This is a genomic window from Roseateles agri, from assembly GCF_034043675.1.
GTDB lineage: Bacteria > Pseudomonadota > Gammaproteobacteria > Burkholderiales > Burkholderiaceae_C > KK5.
On record NZ_JAXCLA010000010.1, the window covers coordinates 244135 to 260594 of the forward strand.

The window sequence follows — 16460 nt, forward strand, 5'->3', positions numbered from 1 at the left end:
ACTGTCCCTCGCATCACCATGACACGCCGCCAACTTTCCGAAGCCGCCATGCGCGCCGCCGAGCGGTGCATTCCCGAACTTGCCGCCAGGTCGGGCCGTGAAGCCTACAGGCAGGCACTTGCGGCTACCGGCGGCGTGATGGTGAAGACAAGCAGGGGCCTGCTGGTCGAGCGCAGAGCCGACGGCAGTTCCAGGGTGATCAAGACCCTGCCGCCGGGCAAGCGCGTCAAGATCGGTACCGTCCTCTTCAAACGTGCGAAGCCCAGCGACAACGCCGTCTGAAGCGAAACGTCTTCGATCCGTGTAGGCAGTTCGGCTGACGCTACGAACGCAGGGCGACGGCGTGCCCCAAAGCTCCGTGTCCCCCGCCCGCTTCGCGGGCTCCTCCTTTACCTGCGCTTTGGGGCACCCCGCCACCCCGCTTCGCCGAGGAACACCATTGGTCGTTTGCCTCGGGCTGTGGGTGGGGGCGGCCACGGAAGTAAAGGAGGAGCCCGCGCAGCGGGCGGGGGACATGGAGTGGACGCCTCCGCCCGCAGCCCGAGGCCCTCGCGGAGCCGATGAGGTAGTGGTGTTGTATGGGCCGCGGACGGCGCAACGCGCCATTGAAAACCGATCCTCTAAAGCCCGGTGGTCGGGCGCATTGTTGGAGTTCGCTGTGCTCACTCCAACCTACGGGGCCGTCGTCATCCGGCGACAGAAAAACACGCGGCGCATCAACGGTTTAGCTCGGCAGTGCCAAGAGCTGTCGCCGAGCGGCGACACATTCGGCGCTCGATCGGCGCCGATGACCGGCTCGACCGCCCAAGACGCACGCAAGTGCTTCATACCAAAGGAGTTTTTCAACTGGCACGGGCGTTGCAATGAAGAGGGTGCGGTGCCATCCGGCATCTCAAATTCGTTGGAAACCTTTTTCATCCTGATTTGGAGAACCCCATGCAAAACAGCACGATCGCCCGCCTCTTCGCCGCCACCCTGGTCTCGAGCTTCGCCTTCGCCGCTCACGCTGCGGACGTCACCGCCGAGCAGGCCGCGCAGCCGGCGGCCCAGGCACAGCAGCCCGCGCAGAGCGATGCCGCCATCGCCGACAAGGCCAAGGCCGCGCTGAAGGCCTCGCCGGATCTGGCCGCCCTGCCGGTGGAAGTGGGCGTCAAGGACGGCGTCGTGACCGTGGCCGGCACCGTGCCCGCCGCGGCCATCGAGCCGGTGCTGAAGACGGTCGCCACCGTCGGCGGCATCAAGGAAATCCGTAACGAATTGAAGGCGGGCTGATCGGCGCATCGCGCGCACCTAAACTGCGGCGGCGCCGCCCGGGGCGCGCCGCCCGATGATCCGTTTCCCCCGCATTTCCTTCCGCCAGATCCTGCTGTTCGGCTTCGTGTCGGTGGCAGGTCTGCTGGCCGCCGCTTCGATCGGCGGCCTTTTGACTTTGGAGCGCCTGGCCGACCACGGCCGCGAGACGGTGCTCGAATCCACGCGCATGAGCGCCGCCGTGCGCCAGCTCGGCGAGCGCAGCGTGGGCCTGGAGCGAGCGGCGCGCCAGTACCTGGTGCTGGAAGACCGCAGCCTGCGCCAGCGCTTCGAGGCCGATGCCGACGAGTGCGAGCGCCTGCTGGAGCTGCTGCGCGGCCACGAGGTCGATGCGCAGCAGCTGCAGTCCTGGCAGGCACGGCTGGACGACATCCGCCGCCTGCTCGATGAACCCGCCAAGGGCAGCACGCGGCACCGGCGCGAGCAGGTGCTGGCCGCGCACTTCAGCGAGCTGTCCACGCTGTCGGCCAGCCTGGCGGACGGCGTGCGCCGCCAGGTGCAGGCCAGCAACGGCACCTTGCAGGGCCAGCTCGAAGCGGCCCGCGTGCAGGTGGGCAAGCAGGTGCTGGGCGCGCTGGGCCTGGCGGCGGCGATCACGTTGGCCATCGGCCTGTGGCTCACGCGGCCGCTGCGCCGGCTGGAGCAGGCCATCGTGGGCCTGGGCCAGAACCAGCTTGCCGCCCCGATCGACGTGCGCGGCCCGGCCGACCTGCAGGCGCTGGGCCGGCGCCTGGACTGGCTGCGCCTGCGCCTGGCCGAGCTGGATGCCGACAAGGCGCGCTTCCTGCGCCATGTGTCGCACGAGCTGAAGACGCCGCTGGCGGCGCTGCGCGAAGGCGTGGCGCTGCTGGAGGACGAGGTGGCCGGCACGCTCAATGCCAAGCAGCGCGAGGTGGCGCGCATCCTGCGCGACAACACCGCCCTGCTGCAGCGCCAGATCGAGGACCTGCTGGGCTTCAATGCCGCGGCCTTCGCCGCCGGCCACCTGGAGCGCCAGCCCACCGAGCTGGGCGCGCTGATCGCCGCCGTGATCGATGGCCAGCGCCTGCAGTGGCAGGGCCGCGAGCTGGCGGTGAGCGTGGACGGCGGGCCGCTGGAGGCGGAGGTCGATCCGGCGCGGCTGGGCGTGGCGCTGGGGAACCTGCTTTCCAATGCGATACGCTTCGCCCCCGTGCACGGTCGTATCCGCTTCGCGCTCTCGCGCCAGCGCCGGCAGCTGTGCATCGACCTGCAGGACGACGGCCCGGGCATCGCGCCGGCCGACCGCGGTCACGTCTTCGAACCCTTCTACCGCGGTGAACGCCAGCCCCAGGACGGGCTGCGCGGCACGGGCATCGGCCTGTCCATCGTGAAGGAGTACATCGCCGCGCACGGCGGGCAGGTCGAACTGCTGCCGAGCGAAAGCGGCGCCCATTTCCGGATCAGCCTGCCATGCGCCGACACCCCCGCCCCCACCGCCATCGCGGCCTGATCGCAGCCCTGGCTCTTCTGCCGGCCCTGCTCGTGGGCGGCTGCGCGATGCCGGAGAAGACCATCGTGCGCGAGGTGCGCGTCGAGGTTCCCGTGCCCCAGCCCACGCCCGAGGTGCTGCCGGCCGACGCCGCCGCGCGCGAGCTGCTGGCCTATCACGCCCGTCTGCGCGCCCTGCCTCCCGCCGAGCTGGCAGCCGAGCTGCGCCCGCGCGACGAGTCCACTCCCGGTGCGGCCACGCGGCTCGCGCTGGCCCTGATGACCAGCCATGCCACCGGCGAGCTGGTGCGCGCGCAAGCCCTGCTCGACCAGGTGCTGCGCGACCCGACACCCGAGGCCGCCGCGTGGAAGCCACTGGCCCGCCTGCTGGCCGATTCGCTCGCCGAGCAGCGCCGGCTCGACGATCAGGCGGAGCGCCAGGGCCAGCAGCTGCGCGACCTGCAGCGCCGGCTCGATGCGGCGAACGAGAAGCTCGAAGCGCTCAAGGCCATCGAACGCAGCCTCGGCGCGCCGCGCAATCCGCAAGGGGAGCGGCGATGAGCAGCAGCACCGCACGGCGCGGTCCCGGCCTGCTGATCGTCGACGACGACGCCGATCTGCTGAAGCTGCTGTCGATGCGGCTGGATGCCGCCGGCTACGAGGTCACGGCCGTCTCCAGCGCCGAGGCCGCGCTGACGGAACTGGCCATCCACCGCCCCGCCCTGTTGCTCAGCGACGTGCGCCTGCCGGGCATGGACGGCCTGGCCCTGTTCGACATCGTGCGCGAGCGTCATCCGGCCCTGCCGGTGATCCTGCTGACCGCGCACGGCACCATCCCCGACGCGGTGGCCGCCACGGCGCGCGGCGTCTACACCTACCTGACCAAGCCCTTCGACGGCCGTGCGCTGCTCGACACGATCGCCCAGGCGCTCGCGCTGGCCGCGCCGCAGGGCGCCGAGGCGGCGGACCACGACGAGGCCTGGCGGCAGCAGCTCGTCAGCCGCTCCAGCGTGATGGCCGAGATGCTGGCCGAGGCCAAGCTGGTGGCCGCCACCCAGGCCAGCGTGCTGATCCACGGCGAGAGCGGCACCGGCAAGGAGGTGCTGGCCCGGGCCATCCATGCGGCCAGCCCCCGGGCCCGCAAGCCCTTCGTGGCGGTGAACTGCGGCGCCATTCCGGAGGCGCTGCTGGAGTCGGAGCTGTTCGGCCATGTCAAGGGCGCCTTCACCGGTGCTTTGGGCAACCACCAGGGCCTGTTCCAGGCCGCCCACGGCGGCACCCTGATGCTCGACGAAATCGGCGACATGCCGCTGCCACTGCAGGTCAAGCTGCTGCGCGTGCTGCAGGAGGGTCAGGTGCGGCCGGTGGGCGCTACTGCCGCCGTGCCGGTGGACGTGCGCATCCTCTCCGCCACCCATCGCGACCTGGACGCGGCCATGGCCGAGGGCCAATTCCGCGAAGACCTCTACTACCGCCTCAACGTCGTCAGCCTGCATCTGCCGCGGCTGGCCGAGCGGCGCGAGGACATCCCGCTGCTGGCCCAGCACTTCCTCGCCCGGCTGGCGCTGAAGTACGGCAAGCGGGTCAACGGCTTCGCGCCCGATGCACTGAAGGCGCTGGGCACGGCCGCCTGGCCCGGCAACGTACGGCAGCTTCACAACGTGGTCGAACAGGCCTGCGCGCTCTCGACCTCGCCGCTGGTGCCGCTCTCGCTGGTGCAGCGCGCGCTGCGCGTGCCCAGCATGGAGGTGCTCAGCTACGCCCAGGCCCGCCTGCGCTTCGAGCGCGACTATCTCGTGAGCCTGCTGAAGCTGACCGACGGCAACGTGGCCGACGCCGCGCGCCTGGCCGAGCGCAACCGCACGGAGTTCTACCGGCTGTTGCAGCGCAATGGGCTGGATCCGGGTCTGTTCCGCGCGGAGTGAGTTAAAACCGGCGTTTGTTCCCCCGAGAGCGCGCCGCCCCATGTCAGACGACAACACCACCCCGCCCGAGATCCGCACGACCGCCAGCAAGCTCGTCTACCGCAACCGCTGGATGAGCGTGCGCGAGGACAGCATCGTCCGCCCCGACGGCCAGCCCGGCATCTACGGCGTGGTCGAGAAGGCGGACTTCGCCTGCATCGCCGCCATGCACGGCGGCAAGATCTGGCTCGTCGAGCAGTACCGCTACCCGGTCGGCCGGCGCTTCTGGGAACTGCCGCAGGGCTCGTGGGAGGACAAGCCCGACGTCGACCCGCTGGTGCTGGCCCGCGCCGAGCTGCAGGAAGAGACCGGCCTGGCCGCCAGCACGATGATCCACGTCGCGCGGCTGTTCCAGGCTTACGGCTACTCGACCCAGGCCTTCAACCTCTTCCTGGCGAGCGATCTCACGCAGGGCGAGACGGACCTGGACGCCGAGGAGCAAGGCCTGATCGCACGAGCCTTCGACATCGCCGAGGTGCAGCGGATGATCGTCGAGGGCCAGATCGTCGACGTCACGACGGTCGCAGCCTTCGGCATGCTGCGCTTGAAAGGGCTGGTCTAGGGCCTGTTCACACTACGGCAAGGGGTCGCGTTGTGACCAGAAAGGCCGCAGACAAGGCGCAAACCGCAAGCCGGGCTCGCGCCCGGCGAGGATTTGCAACGCTGAATGCGGCCTTTATGGCCACAACCCTTCGGGAAGGCCCGCCAAAGGGCGCCACTCGTCGTTGCCGCCCTTGCCCGCACGCGACCCGCACGCGAGTGCGGGCGGCGCGCTGCGCCTAGATTGGCGCCCTTTGGCGGGCCTTCGCGACCCCTTGCCGTAGTGTGAACAGGCCCTACGATTTTCTGCAGCCGCTGAATCCATTGGCGTGGGCTGGCACGTCTAAGCAAGGACATGAGCGCTCAGCCCATGCCTTCCAGGAGCCCACCCGATGACCCGCAGACTCCCGCCGATCCTCAGCCGATACGGCCTCGCCTCGCTTCTCGCGCTGTCTTCGTTCGCAGCGGTAGCCGCCGACGAAGCGATGACCACGCCAGCCGGCAAGCTCGGCACCGCCATCGTCCAGCACATCAATGCCGACACGGCCGATCAGATCCGCCGCTGGGCACCGTCGATCCTCTCGACCGCCTTCGACGACGCCGACCAGGCGGATTTCATCCGGAGCCTGGTATCGACGGCGCGCGACAGCGGCGGTCTGGACGTCGTCAATACGCGAGCGGACGAGCGGCAACCCGGCCTCGTGTTCCTCAGAGTGAAAGGACACCGCACCGGCCAACAGGCGATGCTGGTCCTCACCCCGGACGATGCCCAACCCGGCAAGCTCAAGAGCGCCGACCTGGTGGGGCTGGAAGACCCCGCGCTGTATGCCGACTGGCCCAAGACCATCGCCTCCCTGAAGGACTTGCCCCAGGTCATCGAGCCCGTCCTGCAGCAGCTGGTGCAACGCAGCGACTTCTCCGGCTGCGTGAGCGTTTCGGACGCCAGCAAGACGGTTTACGACGCCTGTCGCGGGCTGGCCGATCGCAACCAGGGCACGGCAAACGATCACCAGACCAAGTTCCGCATCGGATCGATGAACAAGATGTTCACCGCGGTGGCCATCGCCCAGCTCGTGGAGGCCGGCAAGCTGAAGTGGGATGCCACCGTCGCCGACCTGCTGCCCGAGTACCCCGACCGCGCCGCGGCCGCGAAGATGACCGTCTGGCAGTTGCTTCACCACACCGCGGGCCTGGGCGATTTCTTCGTCGCCGAGTTCTTCGCGCATCGCGAGCGCTTCGTCGACCCGGCGGACTACATCGAGCTGATCGCCCGGCAGCCCAGGACCGGCGAGCCGGGAGCGGGCTGGAGCTACAGCAATGCCGGCTATGTCGTCCTCGGGCGCATCGTCGAGAAGGTCTCCGGCGAGGGCTATTTCGACTACATCCAGCGGCACGTGTTCGCCCCGCCGGGCATGGATTCGAGCGGCTTCGACAGCCTGGAAGACGTGACGCCGAAGCTGGCCGTCGGCTACTTCCGGGAAGGGCCTTTTGCCTCTGACTGGAAAGCCAACTGGATGACCCTGCCCTTCAAGGGCAGCCCCGCCGGCGGCGGCTTCTCCACCAATGCCGACCTGCTGCGCTTCGCCGCCGCCTTGCAGGCCGGCAAGCTGGTCAACGCGCAGACGCTGGCCAGGATGTTCGACGACGAAGTGCCCGCCGGCCCCGGCGGCTATGCGGCGGGATTCGGCGACCGGACTTCGCATGGCCAGCACATCCGCGGCCATGCCGGCGGCGCGCCCGGCATGAGCGCGGATCTCGCGATCGTCTGGGAGGCCAAGACCGCCGTCGCCGTGACCAGCAATGAAGGCGATTCGCGGGCGGCGCTGATGCTGGCGGAACACATCGCCGACCTGCTGGCCGCCTCCATGCCCCCAGCCAACGAACCCGAAGCCGCGAGGACGAAATGACGCCAGAACTGTTCTTCATCCCCCTCGTCGTGATGATGGCGCCGGTGCTCATCGTGCTGATCGTCATGCAGTACCGCCTGCGGCGCGCCCGGGCGCGCTACCAGTTGCTGACGCAGCTCGCCGACAAAGGCGTCGAGCTGCCGGTGCAACTGGTCACGGAATCGCCCGGCGAGCACTACGAGCGACGCCGCGCGCTCGTGCTGATCGGTGGCGCGCTGGGCCTGATGGCCATGCTGCTGGCGCTGCCGATCCGGCTCAACGACGGCCAGGGTGTCGGCTCGCTGTGGGGCATCGGCCTGCTGCCTCTGTTCACAGGCCTGGGATACCTGGCCAGCTGGTGGCTGAACCAGCGCGAGCGCGCACGTGACTGACAGCGCGGCCGAAGCGCGCCTTGACCGGACACTCGTCGCACGCGCCGTCGCGGACGGCGATCGGGGCGCCTTCGAACAGCTACTGCGCCGGCACCAGGGCATGGTGCGCGCACAGCTGCGGCGGCTCCTGCAAGGCAATGACGCGCTTGCCGATGACCTGGCGCAGGAGACCTTCCTGACAGCCTGGCGCAAGCTCGACCAGTTCCGTGGCGACGCGCGCTTCTCCACCTGGCTCTACCGCATCGCCTACACCTGCTTCATCGACACGGTCCGCAGATCGCCGGCCCTGCCCTGCGAGCCGATGGAGCAGGACCTGGAACGCCTGCCCGCACCGCCTCAGCATGTCGACCTGCGGCTGGATGTCGAGCGCGCGATGCGCAAGCTATCGGACGCGGAGCAGGCCGTGCTGCTGCACTGCGTCCAGTTGGGCCTCAGCCACGATGAGGCCGCCTACGTGCTGGCGATGCCGCTGGGCACGGTCAAGACCCATGCCCTGCGGGGCAAGGCGAAGTTGCGGGCCTGGCTCGCGGCCTGGAATGAAGCTGGCACCGAGGAGCAGACATGACGCAAGAAGTTCCCGACGATCCCCTCGAAGCGCTGCTGCGTGAGCAGTTCGACGGCCCGGTCCCAGATGAGGGATTCAGCGCCCGCGTCATGCAGCGCATCCCGCGCAGGCGCCGCAAGGTTCAACCGATCTTGATCGGCCTGCTCGCGGGCGCCGCCGGTTGCTTCGCAAGCCTGCTGCGGTGGCCGGCCTTGAACCTTGAGCAGTGGCATTCGGCGGGCACCCTCGCGCTGACGGGAGCGATGGCCGCCCTGACCTTGCTGATCGGGTGGTGGGGCATTGCCGAGGCGGATGATCGCTGACGTCCACCCGCCCCTGCGCCTAGGCGCCTGCGGCGATCGCCGCCCACCCCAGCGCACCAGCCAGCACGAAGCCGATCAGGTAAGTGCCGACGCCGCCTGCGATGCGCAGCAGATTGCCGGTGTTCTCGCGCGACAGCCCTGCTGCATGGAGCAGCCGCGCGACGACGAAGGCAGCGCACAGCACGACCAGCAATCGCGGGCTGAAGCGCGACAGCTCCAGCAGCGCGAAGCCCACCATGAAGAGGCCGGCGTTTTCCGCCAGGTTGGCGTGGCGGCGGGTGGCACGCTGCAGGCTGGCATGCCCGCCGTCGCCGATCCAGGTGCCGAGCTTGCCGCGGCCGCCGCTGACGGCGAATGCGAGCACGATCTGCAGCAGCAGGACGAGGGCGGTCGTCAGCGCCGTGATGTAGGGAAACGGCATCCTGGGCTCACCGGGCCTGCAGAAGCATGCCCAGCGGCGCCAGCGGGCCCAGCGGCATCAGCTCGTACTGAATGAAGCCGCCGGCCGTCAGCGGCAGGGCCTCGACCGAGGCCTTCGCCTGCTCGATCGAATCGACGTTCATCAGGAAGACGACGCCGGGCTTGTCGGTGCGGAACCAGAACTGTTCGATCCGGGCATCGAGATAGAGCTTCAGCGTGGCGGGCACCTCTTGCGGCATGACCTGCGCGCGCTGTTCGTCGGTGATGGGCTTGACGATGTTGCCGATGGCGAGAACTTTCATAGGGACTCCTTGTCGTTCGATCAGTGAAGCGTTGCGATGGATGCACAACGAGATCGAACTCTAGGGATCGGACGTCGCCTTTGGTATCGTCGCAAACGACATCTTTAGCATCATTCACGCCATGCGCATTGCCGTACTCGCCTTCGACGGTCTGTTCGACACAGGCCTCTCCGTCACGCTAGATCCACTGCGCACGGCCAACAACCTCGCGGCCACGCTGAAGGGCGAGCGATCGCGTTTCGAGGTCTCCCTCGTCGGCGTGCGCCGGCGCGTGCGCAGCGCCCAGGGCATGTCGATTCCCGTGCAACCGATCACGCCGAAGCTGAAGCCGGATTGGGTGATCGTCCCCGCACTGGGCGCCACCGTGGCCCAGACGCTGATCCCTGCACTGGACCGCGCCGACGTGAAGGACGGCATCGCGCAGCTGGCGGCCTGGCACGACGAAGGCGTGAAGATCGCGGCGGCCTGCATCGGCACCTTCGTCGTGGCCGAGACCGGGCTGCTCGACGGGCAGGAGGCGACGACGACCTGGTCGCTCTCGCCGCTGTTCCGCCAGCGCTATCCAGGTGTCCGCCTGGACGAGTCGCGGATGCTGGTGCCCTCGGCCATCGGCATCACCGCTGGGGCCGCGATGGGGCACCTCGATCTCGCGCTGTGGTTGATCCGGCAGTCGAGCCCGGAGCTGGCCGCGCTGGTCTCGCGCTACCTGCTGGCAGACCTGCGTTCGTCGCAGGCCGCGTACATCATCCCGAACCACCTGGCCCAGGCGGACCCGCTGGTCGAGAAGTTCGAGCGCTGGTCGCGCGAGCACCTCAGCGCGGGCTTCTCGCTGCAGGCCGTGGCCGACGCGCTGGCCACCAGCCCGCGCACCTTGCAACGGCGCTGCGAGGCGGTGCTGGGCAAGTCACCACTGGCTTACTTCCAGGACCTGCGCGTCGAACGGGCGCGCGCCCTGCTGCAGGGCGGCCGGCGCGACGTCGAAGCCGTCGCCGCCGAGGTCGGCTACGCCGACGGCGCCACACTGCGCACGCTGCTGCGCAAGCGGCTCGGCCGCGGCGTGCGGGAGCTGCGCGACGACCTGCGCTGAGAGTGGTCGGCCGCGGCAACGTACAGTCTGCCCCTCCATGGATCTACGTACCCTTCTCATCGCCCAGACCTGCCTGCTGGTCGCCACCGCCGCCATGCTGTGGATCGCGCGCAGCGATGCCGACCGGCACAACGGCCTGCGCACCTGGATGCTGGGAGTCACCAGCCAGGGCATCGCCTACCTGCTGCTGGCCGGCGCGGGCCGGCTGCCGGTGCTGATGAGCGCCCTGCTCGGCAACCTGCTGGGCGCGCTCAGCGTGGCGCTGTTCTTCGTGGCGATCCGGCAGTTCCTCGGCCGGCCCTACAGCGTGCCGCGGCTGGCGGCGATGGTCGCCGTCGTCACAGCCGTGGGCGCGGCGGCGGGCGACAAGTACGTGGGCGCGACGATCTTCAACGGCTTTGCCTACGCCAGCATGGAACTGCTGAACGGCCTGGCCCTCTGGCGCGCACCGCGGATCGGCACGGCGCGCCTGCAGCGCGTCGTCGCGGCCACCTTCCTGCTTATGGGCATTGTGCTGCCGGCGCGCGCGCTGGTGCTGGCCCTGGCGCACGGCGATGCCGACTACCTGAACATGCCGCTGACCTGGCAGCAGCCGATCTACGTGTTCGGCTTCCTCTACATCGTCATCACGAACATGGGCTTCATGCAGATGTGCAAGATGCGCGCGGAGGCCGAGGTGATGCAGCAGGCGATGACGGACGGCCTGACCGGCCTGGCGAACCGCCGTGCGCTGGACAGTTCGCTGGACGCCGCACTGGCCCAGGGCGCACGCAGCGGCCAGCCTTTCTCGGTGGTGATGGTCGACGTGGACCACTTCAAGTCGATCAACGACCGCTTCGGCCACCGCGCGGGCGATGCCTCGCTCGCCGCCTTCGCGCAGCGCCTGCGCCGCGGCCTGCGGGCGCAGGACCTGGGCTTCCGCTACGGCGGCGAGGAGTTCTGCGTGCTGCTCCCCGCCACCGACGCCACCGGCGCCAGGACGATGGCCGAGCGCCTGCACCAGCAGGTCGCGCTGGCCGCGCAGGAGGGCATGCCCGCACAGACCGCCAGCCTGGGCGTGGCCGTCTGGCAGCCGGGCGATACGGCCGACCACCTGCTGGGCCGCGCCGACCAGGCGCTGTACCGCGCCAAGGCGCAGGGGCGGGATCGGGTCGAGACGGCCTGAGGGTCAGTCGCAGAGGGCGAAGTCCATCCCTACTTCAGGCGCCGGACCGAGCCGGCGGCGGCGCGATCAGGTGGTATCCATGCAGCACTGAAATTCAGCGCTGTCACCGCCATGTTCGGACTTCCACCCGCCACCCGACCTGCCATCCGCCTGATCGGCACCTTCGCAGCCCTGGTCCTCGCTGCCGGCCTGGCCTACGTGGCAGTCATTGCCACGGGCGGCGCGTTGGTCATCTGGCTATCGGTTCACATCGCCCAGGCATTTGCCTAAGTGTCGGTTTGCCGGATGGCCAGTTCGTGCTCGAAGTAGTCTGCCATCACGTCCGCCAGCACGCGCATCGTGGCCACGTCGTGATCCTGCAGCGACTCGTCCGGGCGCCGGCTGAAGCAGCACAGGGTGCCGAAGACGCGGCCGTCGGCCAGCCGGATCGGCACGCTGAGGTGGGCGCCTACCGGTAGCGCGAGCGTGGCCGGCAGGGTCAGGGCCTCGGCGTTGAGGCAGGCGTTGTGCATCAGCTCCGGCAGGCGGCCGTCTGCCACGCGGGCGCAGTAGCTCTCTTCCAGCGGGTCGGAATCGCCGGCGAGGATCTTCAAGTCGCTGGCGCCGGAGTCGACGTAGCGGAATACGCGGCGGCCCTCGGTGAACTCGGCGATGAACGCGAGTTCCATGCCGAGGTGCTGGCGAATGCGCCGCAGGCACTGGATGAGCAGTTCCGGCGGCGTCCATGACTTCAGCGGGCTGGGCTCGGCCGCAAAGGCGGTGGCGGTGTCGTCTTCTTTCATGGCTTCTCTTCTCCCTGAAGAAAGACGCTCTGACGGCGTCAAGGTCGGATGTTCCGACCTCTCGGGGCAAATGGGAAGCCTGTTCCGACAGTGGCAATGGGCCTATTTCCGGCCCTATTTCACGCCGCCAGCGCCGATTCGATGGCCCAGAGCTGCTCCGCGGAGAAATCCAGCTTCGCCAGCGCGCCGACGGCGTCCTCGATCTGTCCGACGCGGCTGGCGCCTATCAGCACCGAAGTCATGCCCGGATGGCGCAGCACCCAGCTCAGCGCCATCTGCGCCAGCTTCTGGCCGCGCTCGCGGGCGATGGCGTCGAGCTTGCGGATGACGGCGAGCTTCTCCGCCGTCACATCGCCGGCCTTCAGGAAGTGCCCGCGTGCGGCGCGCGAATCGGCCGGGATGTCACCAGACAGATACTTGTCGGTGAGCATGCCCTGGGCCAGCGGCGAGAAGGCGATGCAGCCGACGCCTTCGTCCGCCAGCGCCGGCAGCAGCTCGGGCTCGATCTTGCGGTCGAACATGTTGTAGCGCGGCTGGTGGATCACGCAGGGCGTGCCCAGGCGACGCAGGATGGCCGTGGCTTCGCGCAGCAGCGGCGCCGGATAGTTGGACACGCCGACGTACAGCGCGCGGCCGCTGCGCACCGTGTAGTCCAGCGCGGCCATCGTCTCCTCCAGCGGCGTGTTCGGGTCGGGCCGGTGGTGATAGAAGATGTCCACGTAGTCCAGGCCCATGCGCTTGAGGCTCTGGTCCAGGCTCGAGACCAGGTACTTGCGCGAGCCGCCGTCGCCGTAGGGGCCGGGGCCCATCACGTAGCCGGCCTTTGTGGAGACGATGATCTCGTCGCGGTAGGCCGCCAGGCCGCGCTGCAGGATGCGGCCGAACACCGTCTCGGCCGAGCCGGGTGGCGGGCCGTAGTTGTTGGCGAGGTCGAAGTGGGTGATGCCGCGGTCGAAGGCGTGGCGCACCAGTTGCTCGGCCGTGTCGAAGCGGTCGACGAAGCCGAAGTTGTGCCACAGGCCCAGCGAGACGGCGGGCAGTTGCAGGCCGCTGCGGCCGCTGCGGCGGTAGGGCATCGTGCCGTCGTAGCGGCTCTCGGCGGCGACGTAGGGCGTGAAGGTCGGATCGATCGTGCTCATGCTTTTTTGAGTTCGGAGGCGCCAACGCTCGCGTGGCAGACGTAGACGGTGGCCGGCTCGCCATTCGGCGCGCGGTACTGAGCGGCGATGGCGGCGCGCGCGGCCTCGACCTGCTCGCGCGGCAGCAGCGCGACGACGCAGCCGCCGAAGCCGCCGCCGGTCATGCGCGCGCCGCCGCTCTCGCCGATGACGGCCTTGACGATCTCGACCAGCCGGTCGATCGGCGGAACCGTGATCTCGAAGTCGTCGCGCATCGAGGCGTGTGACTCGGCCATCAGCCGCGCCAGCATCGACACGTCGTTCGCGGCCAGCGCGGCGGCGGCGTCCAAGGTGCGCTGGTTCTCGGTGACGACATGGCGGGCGCGGCGGAAGGTGACTTCATCGAGCCCGGCCCGGCCGGCCAGCAGCGCCGCTTCGTTCAGGTCGCGTAGCGCCTTGACGCCGTAGTGCGCGGCCGCGGCCTCGCACTGCTGGCGGCGCGTGTTGTATTCGCTCTCGACCAGGCCGCGCTTGACGTTGGAGTTGATGATCATCACGTCGAGCTGCGAGGGCATCGGCACCGGCTTCGCGTCGAGGCTGCGGCAGTCGATCAGCAGCGAGTGCCCGTCCTGGCCGCGCGCGGAGATGAGCTGGTCCATGATGCCGCAGTTGCAGCCGACGAACTTGTTCTCGGCCTCCTGGCTCAGCAGCGCCATCTCGTTGGGGCTCAGCGCTTCGTCGGTCAGGCCTGCCAAGGTCTTGAAGGCCTGCGAGACGCAGACCTCCAGCGAGGCCGACGAGGACAGGCCCGCACCCTGCGGCACATTGCCGGCCACGGCCAGCTCCACGCCGCGCAGCGGGTAGCCGCGCTGCAGCAGCATCTTGACGACGCCGCGCACGTAGTTGGCCCACAGTGCATCGTCGCGCGGGACGATCGGCTGATCGAGCCTGAACTCGTCCACGGCGTTGCTGTAGTCGGCGGCGCAGACGCGCACGGTCAGGTCGTCGCGACGGCTGCCGGCGATCACGGTGCCGTAGTCGATCGCGCAGGGCAGCACGAAACCGTCGTTGTAGTCGGTGTGCTCGCCGATCAGGTTGACCCGGCCGGGGGCCTGGACGAAGGTGGCCGGCGCGGCGCCGAAGGCGGTCTGGAACGCGGCGGAAGCGCGCTCAGCTAACGAGTTATTCATGCGGATGCTTGTTCTTCACGGTAGTGCACATCGCTGACGGCGCGCAGCTGCGCGGCCGCCTGCTCGGGGGTCAGGTCTCGCTGGGCCTCGGCCAGCATCTCGAAGCCGACCATGAACTTGCGCACCGAGGCCGAGCGCAGCAGCGGCGGATAGAAGTGAGCATGGAGCTGCCACGGCGTGGTTTCCGAGCCATCGAACGGCGCGCCGTGCCAGCCCATCGAATACGGGAACGAGCACTTGAAGAGGTTGTCGTAGCGCGAGGTTAATCGCTTAAGCGCGAGGGCCAAATCGGCGCGCTGTTCGGCGTTCAGCTCGGGCAGGCGCGAGACCGGGAAGCGCGGCAGCAGCAGGGTCTCGAAGGGCCACGTCGCCCAGAAAGGCACGACGGCGAGCCAGTGCTCGGTCTGCACGACGATGCGCTCCTGCGCCGCCAGCTCGCGCTCCACGATGTCCATCAGCAGCGGGCGGCCGTGCTCCGCGAAGTAGGCGCGCTGCTGCACGTCTTCGGCGGCGGGCTCGTTGGGCACATAGCTGGTGGCCCAGACCTGGCCGTGCGGGTGCGGGTTGGAGCAGCCCATCATCGTGCCCTTGTTCTCGAACACCTGCACCCAGGGGTAGCGCTGGGCCAAGTCGGCGGTCTGCTCGCACCAGGTGTCGATCACGCCGACGATCTGCGCCGGCGCGAGTTCGGGCAAGGTCCTGCCGTGGTCAGGCGAGAAGCAGATGACGCGGCTGGTGCCGCGTGCATCCACCGTGGTGAAGAGCGGGTCGGCGGCCGGCGGCGCGGCCGGTGCGTCCTGCTGGAGCGCGGCGAAGTCGTTGGTGAAGACGAAGGTGCCGGTGTAGGCCGGGTTCTGCTCGCCGGTGACGCGCTTGTTGCCGGCGCAGAGATAGCAGGTGGGGTCGTAGCGCGGGTTCTCGCCGGTCTCGGGCTTGTCCTGCTGGCCTTGCCAGGGGCGCTTGGCTCGGTGCGGGGAGACCAGCACCCATTGGCCGCTGAGCGGGTTGCGGCGGCGGTGCGAATGTTCGGTCGGGTCGAAGGCTGTCATGGTCCTGCGGGTGGGTCGGTGATGCCACCCGCAAGTGTCGGCGCAAATCGACCTCGCGCCCGCGGGCAGCGAGGGTAATTCGCTACGGTCGGGTTACAGCGCGTCGCCCAGCACGCGGTCCAGCAGGCGCTGCTCCAGCGCGCCGAAAGCGGCATCGCGCCGGCGCGGCCGCGGCAGGTCCACCGCCTCGTCCAGCGCGATGCGGCCCTCCTCCACCAGCAAGACGCGGTCCGCCAGCGTCAGCGCCTCGCCCACCTCGTGCGTCACCAGCACGGCGGTGAAACCATGCCGTAACCACAGGCGTTCGATCAGCCGCTGCATCTCGATGCGGGTCAGCGCGTCCAGCGCGCCGAGCGGCTCGTCCAGCAGCAGCAGGCGCGGCGAGTGGACCAGCGCCCGGGCCAGTGCCACGCGCTGACGCTGCCCGCCGGAAAGGCGCGCCGGCCAGTCGTCCGCACGCTCGGCCAGGCCCACCTGGGCGAGCGCCTGGCGAGCGCGCTCGCGCGCGTCGTCGCCCACGAGCCCGAGCGCCACGTTGTCGAGCACGCGGGCCCAGGGCAGCAGCCGCGCGTCCTGGAACATGAAGCGGGTGTGCGCACGGGCGGCGCCGTCCAGCGTGCCGGCGCTGGGCTCATCCAGCCCCGCCAGCAGGCGCAGCAGCGTGCTCTTGCCGCAGCCGCTGCGGCCGATCACCGCGAGGAATTCGCCGGGCCGCACGTCCAGATCCAGCCCCTGCAGCACCTGCCGCTCGCCGAAGGACTTGGCGAGCCCGCGCAGCTTCAGCGGCACGCCGCCACGCGCCGGGGTCAGCGGCGAGCGCTCGGTGGCGTTGGGGGCGCGGGCGGCTGCGCCGAGCAGGTCGATTTCGGTGAAGACAGTCATGTCGGTTTTCCAGGATGTCCCGATGAACAGGCTGCTCGGTATTCCGGGCCGAGCGC

The 16460-nt window shown here is 69.5% G+C and carries 21 protein-coding genes; 13 read left to right on the forward strand and 8 right to left on the reverse strand.

The window, feature by feature from the left end:
• Positions 1–18 precede the first annotated feature (18 nt).
• On the forward strand, positions 19–282 hold the full coding sequence (locus SNE35_RS28330; RefSeq protein ID WP_320426409.1) for a hypothetical protein: 264 nt from the start codon (positions 19–21) through the stop codon (positions 280–282).
• Positions 283–672: 390 nt separating this feature from the next.
• On the opposite strand, the gene SNE35_RS28335 is transcribed toward SNE35_RS28330, so the two are convergent.
• Complete coding sequence (locus SNE35_RS28335; protein WP_320426410.1) at positions 673–918, reverse strand: hypothetical protein; 246 nt, start codon at positions 916–918, stop codon at positions 673–675.
• Positions 919–936: 18 nt separating this feature from the next.
• Between SNE35_RS28335 and SNE35_RS28340 the strand changes: the two genes are divergently transcribed.
• From SNE35_RS28340 to SNE35_RS28380, 9 genes are all read left to right on the forward strand, one after another.
• Positions 937–1272, forward strand: coding sequence for a BON domain-containing protein (locus tag SNE35_RS28340; protein ID WP_320426411.1), 336 nt, complete (start codon positions 937–939; stop codon positions 1270–1272).
• Positions 1273–1327: 55 nt separating this feature from the next.
• Positions 1328–2782, forward strand: coding sequence for a sensor histidine kinase (locus SNE35_RS28345; RefSeq protein ID WP_320426412.1), 1455 nt, complete (start codon positions 1328–1330; stop codon positions 2780–2782).
• Entirely contained in the window at positions 2743–3321 is a 579-nt protein-coding gene (locus SNE35_RS28350; protein ID WP_320426413.1) for a hypothetical protein, read from the forward strand. Before SNE35_RS28345 ends, SNE35_RS28350 begins: the two co-directional genes overlap by 40 nt.
• Positions 3318–4685, forward strand: coding sequence for a sigma 54-interacting transcriptional regulator (locus SNE35_RS28355; protein WP_320426414.1), 1368 nt, complete (start codon positions 3318–3320; stop codon positions 4683–4685). Before SNE35_RS28350 ends, SNE35_RS28355 begins: the two co-directional genes overlap by 4 nt.
• Positions 4686–4725: 40 nt before the next feature.
• On the forward strand, positions 4726–5286 hold the full coding sequence (locus tag SNE35_RS28360) for an NUDIX hydrolase (protein ID WP_320426415.1): 561 nt from the start codon (positions 4726–4728) through the stop codon (positions 5284–5286).
• 370 nt (positions 5287–5656) lie between these two features.
• Positions 5657–7171 carry a serine hydrolase domain-containing protein gene (locus SNE35_RS28365; RefSeq protein ID WP_320426416.1) on the forward strand — a complete coding sequence of 505 codons (1515 nt, stop codon included), beginning with the start codon at positions 5657–5659 and terminating at the stop codon, positions 7169–7171.
• Entirely contained in the window at positions 7168–7542 is a 375-nt protein-coding gene (locus tag SNE35_RS28370; RefSeq protein ID WP_320426417.1) for a DUF6249 domain-containing protein, read from the forward strand. Before SNE35_RS28365 ends, SNE35_RS28370 begins: the two co-directional genes overlap by 4 nt.
• Positions 7535–8107 (forward strand): RNA polymerase sigma factor, encoded by a 573-nt coding sequence (locus tag SNE35_RS28375; protein ID WP_320426418.1) that lies wholly within the window; start codon positions 7535–7537, stop codon positions 8105–8107. Before SNE35_RS28370 ends, SNE35_RS28375 begins: the two co-directional genes overlap by 8 nt.
• Complete coding sequence (locus SNE35_RS28380; protein ID WP_320426419.1) at positions 8104–8409, forward strand: DUF5056 domain-containing protein; 306 nt, start codon at positions 8104–8106, stop codon at positions 8407–8409. The genes SNE35_RS28375 and SNE35_RS28380 overlap by 4 nt, the downstream gene beginning before the upstream one ends.
• A 19-nt stretch (positions 8410–8428) precedes the next feature.
• Here SNE35_RS28380 and SNE35_RS28385 read toward each other — a convergent pair whose 3' ends face one another.
• Both SNE35_RS28385 and SNE35_RS28390 read right to left on the reverse strand, forming a co-directional pair.
• Positions 8429–8830 carry an MAPEG family protein gene (locus tag SNE35_RS28385; RefSeq protein ID WP_320426420.1) on the reverse strand — a complete coding sequence of 134 codons (402 nt, stop codon included), beginning with the start codon at positions 8828–8830 and terminating at the stop codon, positions 8429–8431.
• 7 nt (positions 8831–8837) lie between these two features.
• Complete coding sequence (locus SNE35_RS28390) at positions 8838–9131, reverse strand: hypothetical protein (protein ID WP_320426421.1); 294 nt, start codon at positions 9129–9131, stop codon at positions 8838–8840.
• Between the two features lie 121 nt (positions 9132–9252).
• On the opposite strand from SNE35_RS28390, the gene SNE35_RS28395 reads away from it, so the two are divergent.
• The 3 genes from SNE35_RS28395 to SNE35_RS28405 all read left to right on the forward strand — a co-directional run bounded on the left by SNE35_RS28395 (position 9253) and on the right by SNE35_RS28405 (position 11653).
• Entirely contained in the window at positions 9253–10218 is a 966-nt protein-coding gene (locus SNE35_RS28395) for a GlxA family transcriptional regulator (RefSeq protein WP_320426422.1), read from the forward strand.
• A 37-nt stretch (positions 10219–10255) separates the two neighbouring features.
• Positions 10256–11383, forward strand: coding sequence for a GGDEF domain-containing protein (locus SNE35_RS28400; protein ID WP_320426423.1), 1128 nt, complete (start codon positions 10256–10258; stop codon positions 11381–11383).
• 111 nt (positions 11384–11494) lie between these two features.
• Entirely contained in the window at positions 11495–11653 is a 159-nt protein-coding gene (locus tag SNE35_RS28405) for a hypothetical protein (RefSeq protein WP_320426424.1), read from the forward strand.
• Here SNE35_RS28405 and SNE35_RS28410 read toward each other — a convergent pair.
• The 5 genes from SNE35_RS28410 to SNE35_RS28430 form a co-directional block, all read right to left on the reverse strand.
• The gene (locus SNE35_RS28410; protein WP_320426425.1) at positions 11650–12165 is read right to left on the reverse strand and encodes a GAF domain-containing protein; all 516 of its coding nucleotides are present in this window, start codon (positions 12163–12165) and stop codon (positions 11650–11652) included. The genes SNE35_RS28405 and SNE35_RS28410 overlap by 4 nt on opposite strands.
• Positions 12166–12284: 119 nt before the next feature.
• Positions 12285–13304 carry an aldo/keto reductase gene (locus SNE35_RS28415; protein WP_348539330.1) on the reverse strand — a complete coding sequence of 340 codons (1020 nt, stop codon included), beginning with the start codon at positions 13302–13304 and terminating at the stop codon, positions 12285–12287.
• Positions 13301–14473, reverse strand: coding sequence for a galactokinase (galK, locus tag SNE35_RS28420; RefSeq protein WP_320426426.1), 1173 nt, complete (start codon positions 14471–14473; stop codon positions 13301–13303). The genes SNE35_RS28415 and galK overlap by 4 nt, the downstream gene beginning before the upstream one ends.
• The gene (locus SNE35_RS28425; RefSeq protein ID WP_320426427.1) at positions 14470–15522 is read right to left on the reverse strand and encodes a UDP-glucose--hexose-1-phosphate uridylyltransferase; all 1053 of its coding nucleotides are present in this window, start codon (positions 15520–15522) and stop codon (positions 14470–14472) included. The genes galK and SNE35_RS28425 overlap by 4 nt, the downstream gene beginning before the upstream one ends.
• A 93-nt stretch (positions 15523–15615) precedes the next feature.
• Positions 15616–16404, reverse strand: a complete 789-nt coding sequence (locus tag SNE35_RS28430; RefSeq protein ID WP_320426428.1) for an ATP-binding cassette domain-containing protein — start codon at positions 16402–16404, stop codon at positions 15616–15618.
• Between the last annotated feature and the right edge of the window lie 56 nt (positions 16405–16460).

Bases quoted from the DNA above. Each gene is read 5' to 3' on its own strand.
- SNE35_RS28330 (WP_320426409.1), top strand. From the start codon at position 19: ATGACACGCCGCCAACTTTCCGAAGCCGCCATGCGCGCCGCCGAGCGG.
- SNE35_RS28360 (WP_320426415.1), top strand. From the start codon at position 4,726: ATGTCAGACGACAACACCACCCCGCCCGAGATCCGCACGACCGCCAGC.
- SNE35_RS28350 (WP_320426413.1), top strand. From the start codon at position 2,743: ATGCGCCGACACCCCCGCCCCCACCGCCATCGCGGCCTGATCGCAGCC.
- SNE35_RS28400 (WP_320426423.1), top strand. From the start codon at position 10,256: ATGGATCTACGTACCCTTCTCATCGCCCAGACCTGCCTGCTGGTCGCC.
- SNE35_RS28395 (WP_320426422.1), top strand. From the start codon at position 9,253: ATGCGCATTGCCGTACTCGCCTTCGACGGTCTGTTCGACACAGGCCTC.
- SNE35_RS28335 (WP_320426410.1), bottom strand. From the start codon at position 918: ATGAAAAAGGTTTCCAACGAATTTGAGATGCCGGATGGCACCGCACCC.
- SNE35_RS28390 (WP_320426421.1), bottom strand. From the start codon at position 9,131: ATGAAAGTTCTCGCCATCGGCAACATCGTCAAGCCCATCACCGACGAA.
- SNE35_RS28365 (WP_320426416.1), top strand. From the start codon at position 5,657: ATGACCCGCAGACTCCCGCCGATCCTCAGCCGATACGGCCTCGCCTCG.
- SNE35_RS28385 (WP_320426420.1), bottom strand. From the start codon at position 8,830: ATGCCGTTTCCCTACATCACGGCGCTGACGACCGCCCTCGTCCTGCTG.
- SNE35_RS28425 (WP_320426427.1), bottom strand. From the start codon at position 15,522: ATGACAGCCTTCGACCCGACCGAACATTCGCACCGCCGCCGCAACCCG.
- SNE35_RS28355 (WP_320426414.1), top strand. From the start codon at position 3,318: ATGAGCAGCAGCACCGCACGGCGCGGTCCCGGCCTGCTGATCGTCGAC.
- SNE35_RS28410 (WP_320426425.1), bottom strand. From the start codon at position 12,165: ATGAAAGAAGACGACACCGCCACCGCCTTTGCGGCCGAGCCCAGCCCG.
- SNE35_RS28340 (WP_320426411.1), top strand. From the start codon at position 937: ATGCAAAACAGCACGATCGCCCGCCTCTTCGCCGCCACCCTGGTCTCG.
- SNE35_RS28415 (WP_348539330.1), bottom strand. From the start codon at position 13,304: ATGAGCACGATCGATCCGACCTTCACGCCCTACGTCGCCGCCGAGAGC.
- SNE35_RS28405 (WP_320426424.1), top strand. From the start codon at position 11,495: ATGTTCGGACTTCCACCCGCCACCCGACCTGCCATCCGCCTGATCGGC.
- galK (WP_320426426.1), bottom strand. From the start codon at position 14,473: ATGAATAACTCGTTAGCTGAGCGCGCTTCCGCCGCGTTCCAGACCGCC.
- SNE35_RS28370 (WP_320426417.1), top strand. From the start codon at position 7,168: ATGACGCCAGAACTGTTCTTCATCCCCCTCGTCGTGATGATGGCGCCG.
- SNE35_RS28380 (WP_320426419.1), top strand. From the start codon at position 8,104: ATGACGCAAGAAGTTCCCGACGATCCCCTCGAAGCGCTGCTGCGTGAG.
- SNE35_RS28345 (WP_320426412.1), top strand. From the start codon at position 1,328: ATGATCCGTTTCCCCCGCATTTCCTTCCGCCAGATCCTGCTGTTCGGC.
- SNE35_RS28430 (WP_320426428.1), bottom strand. From the start codon at position 16,404: ATGACTGTCTTCACCGAAATCGACCTGCTCGGCGCAGCCGCCCGCGCC.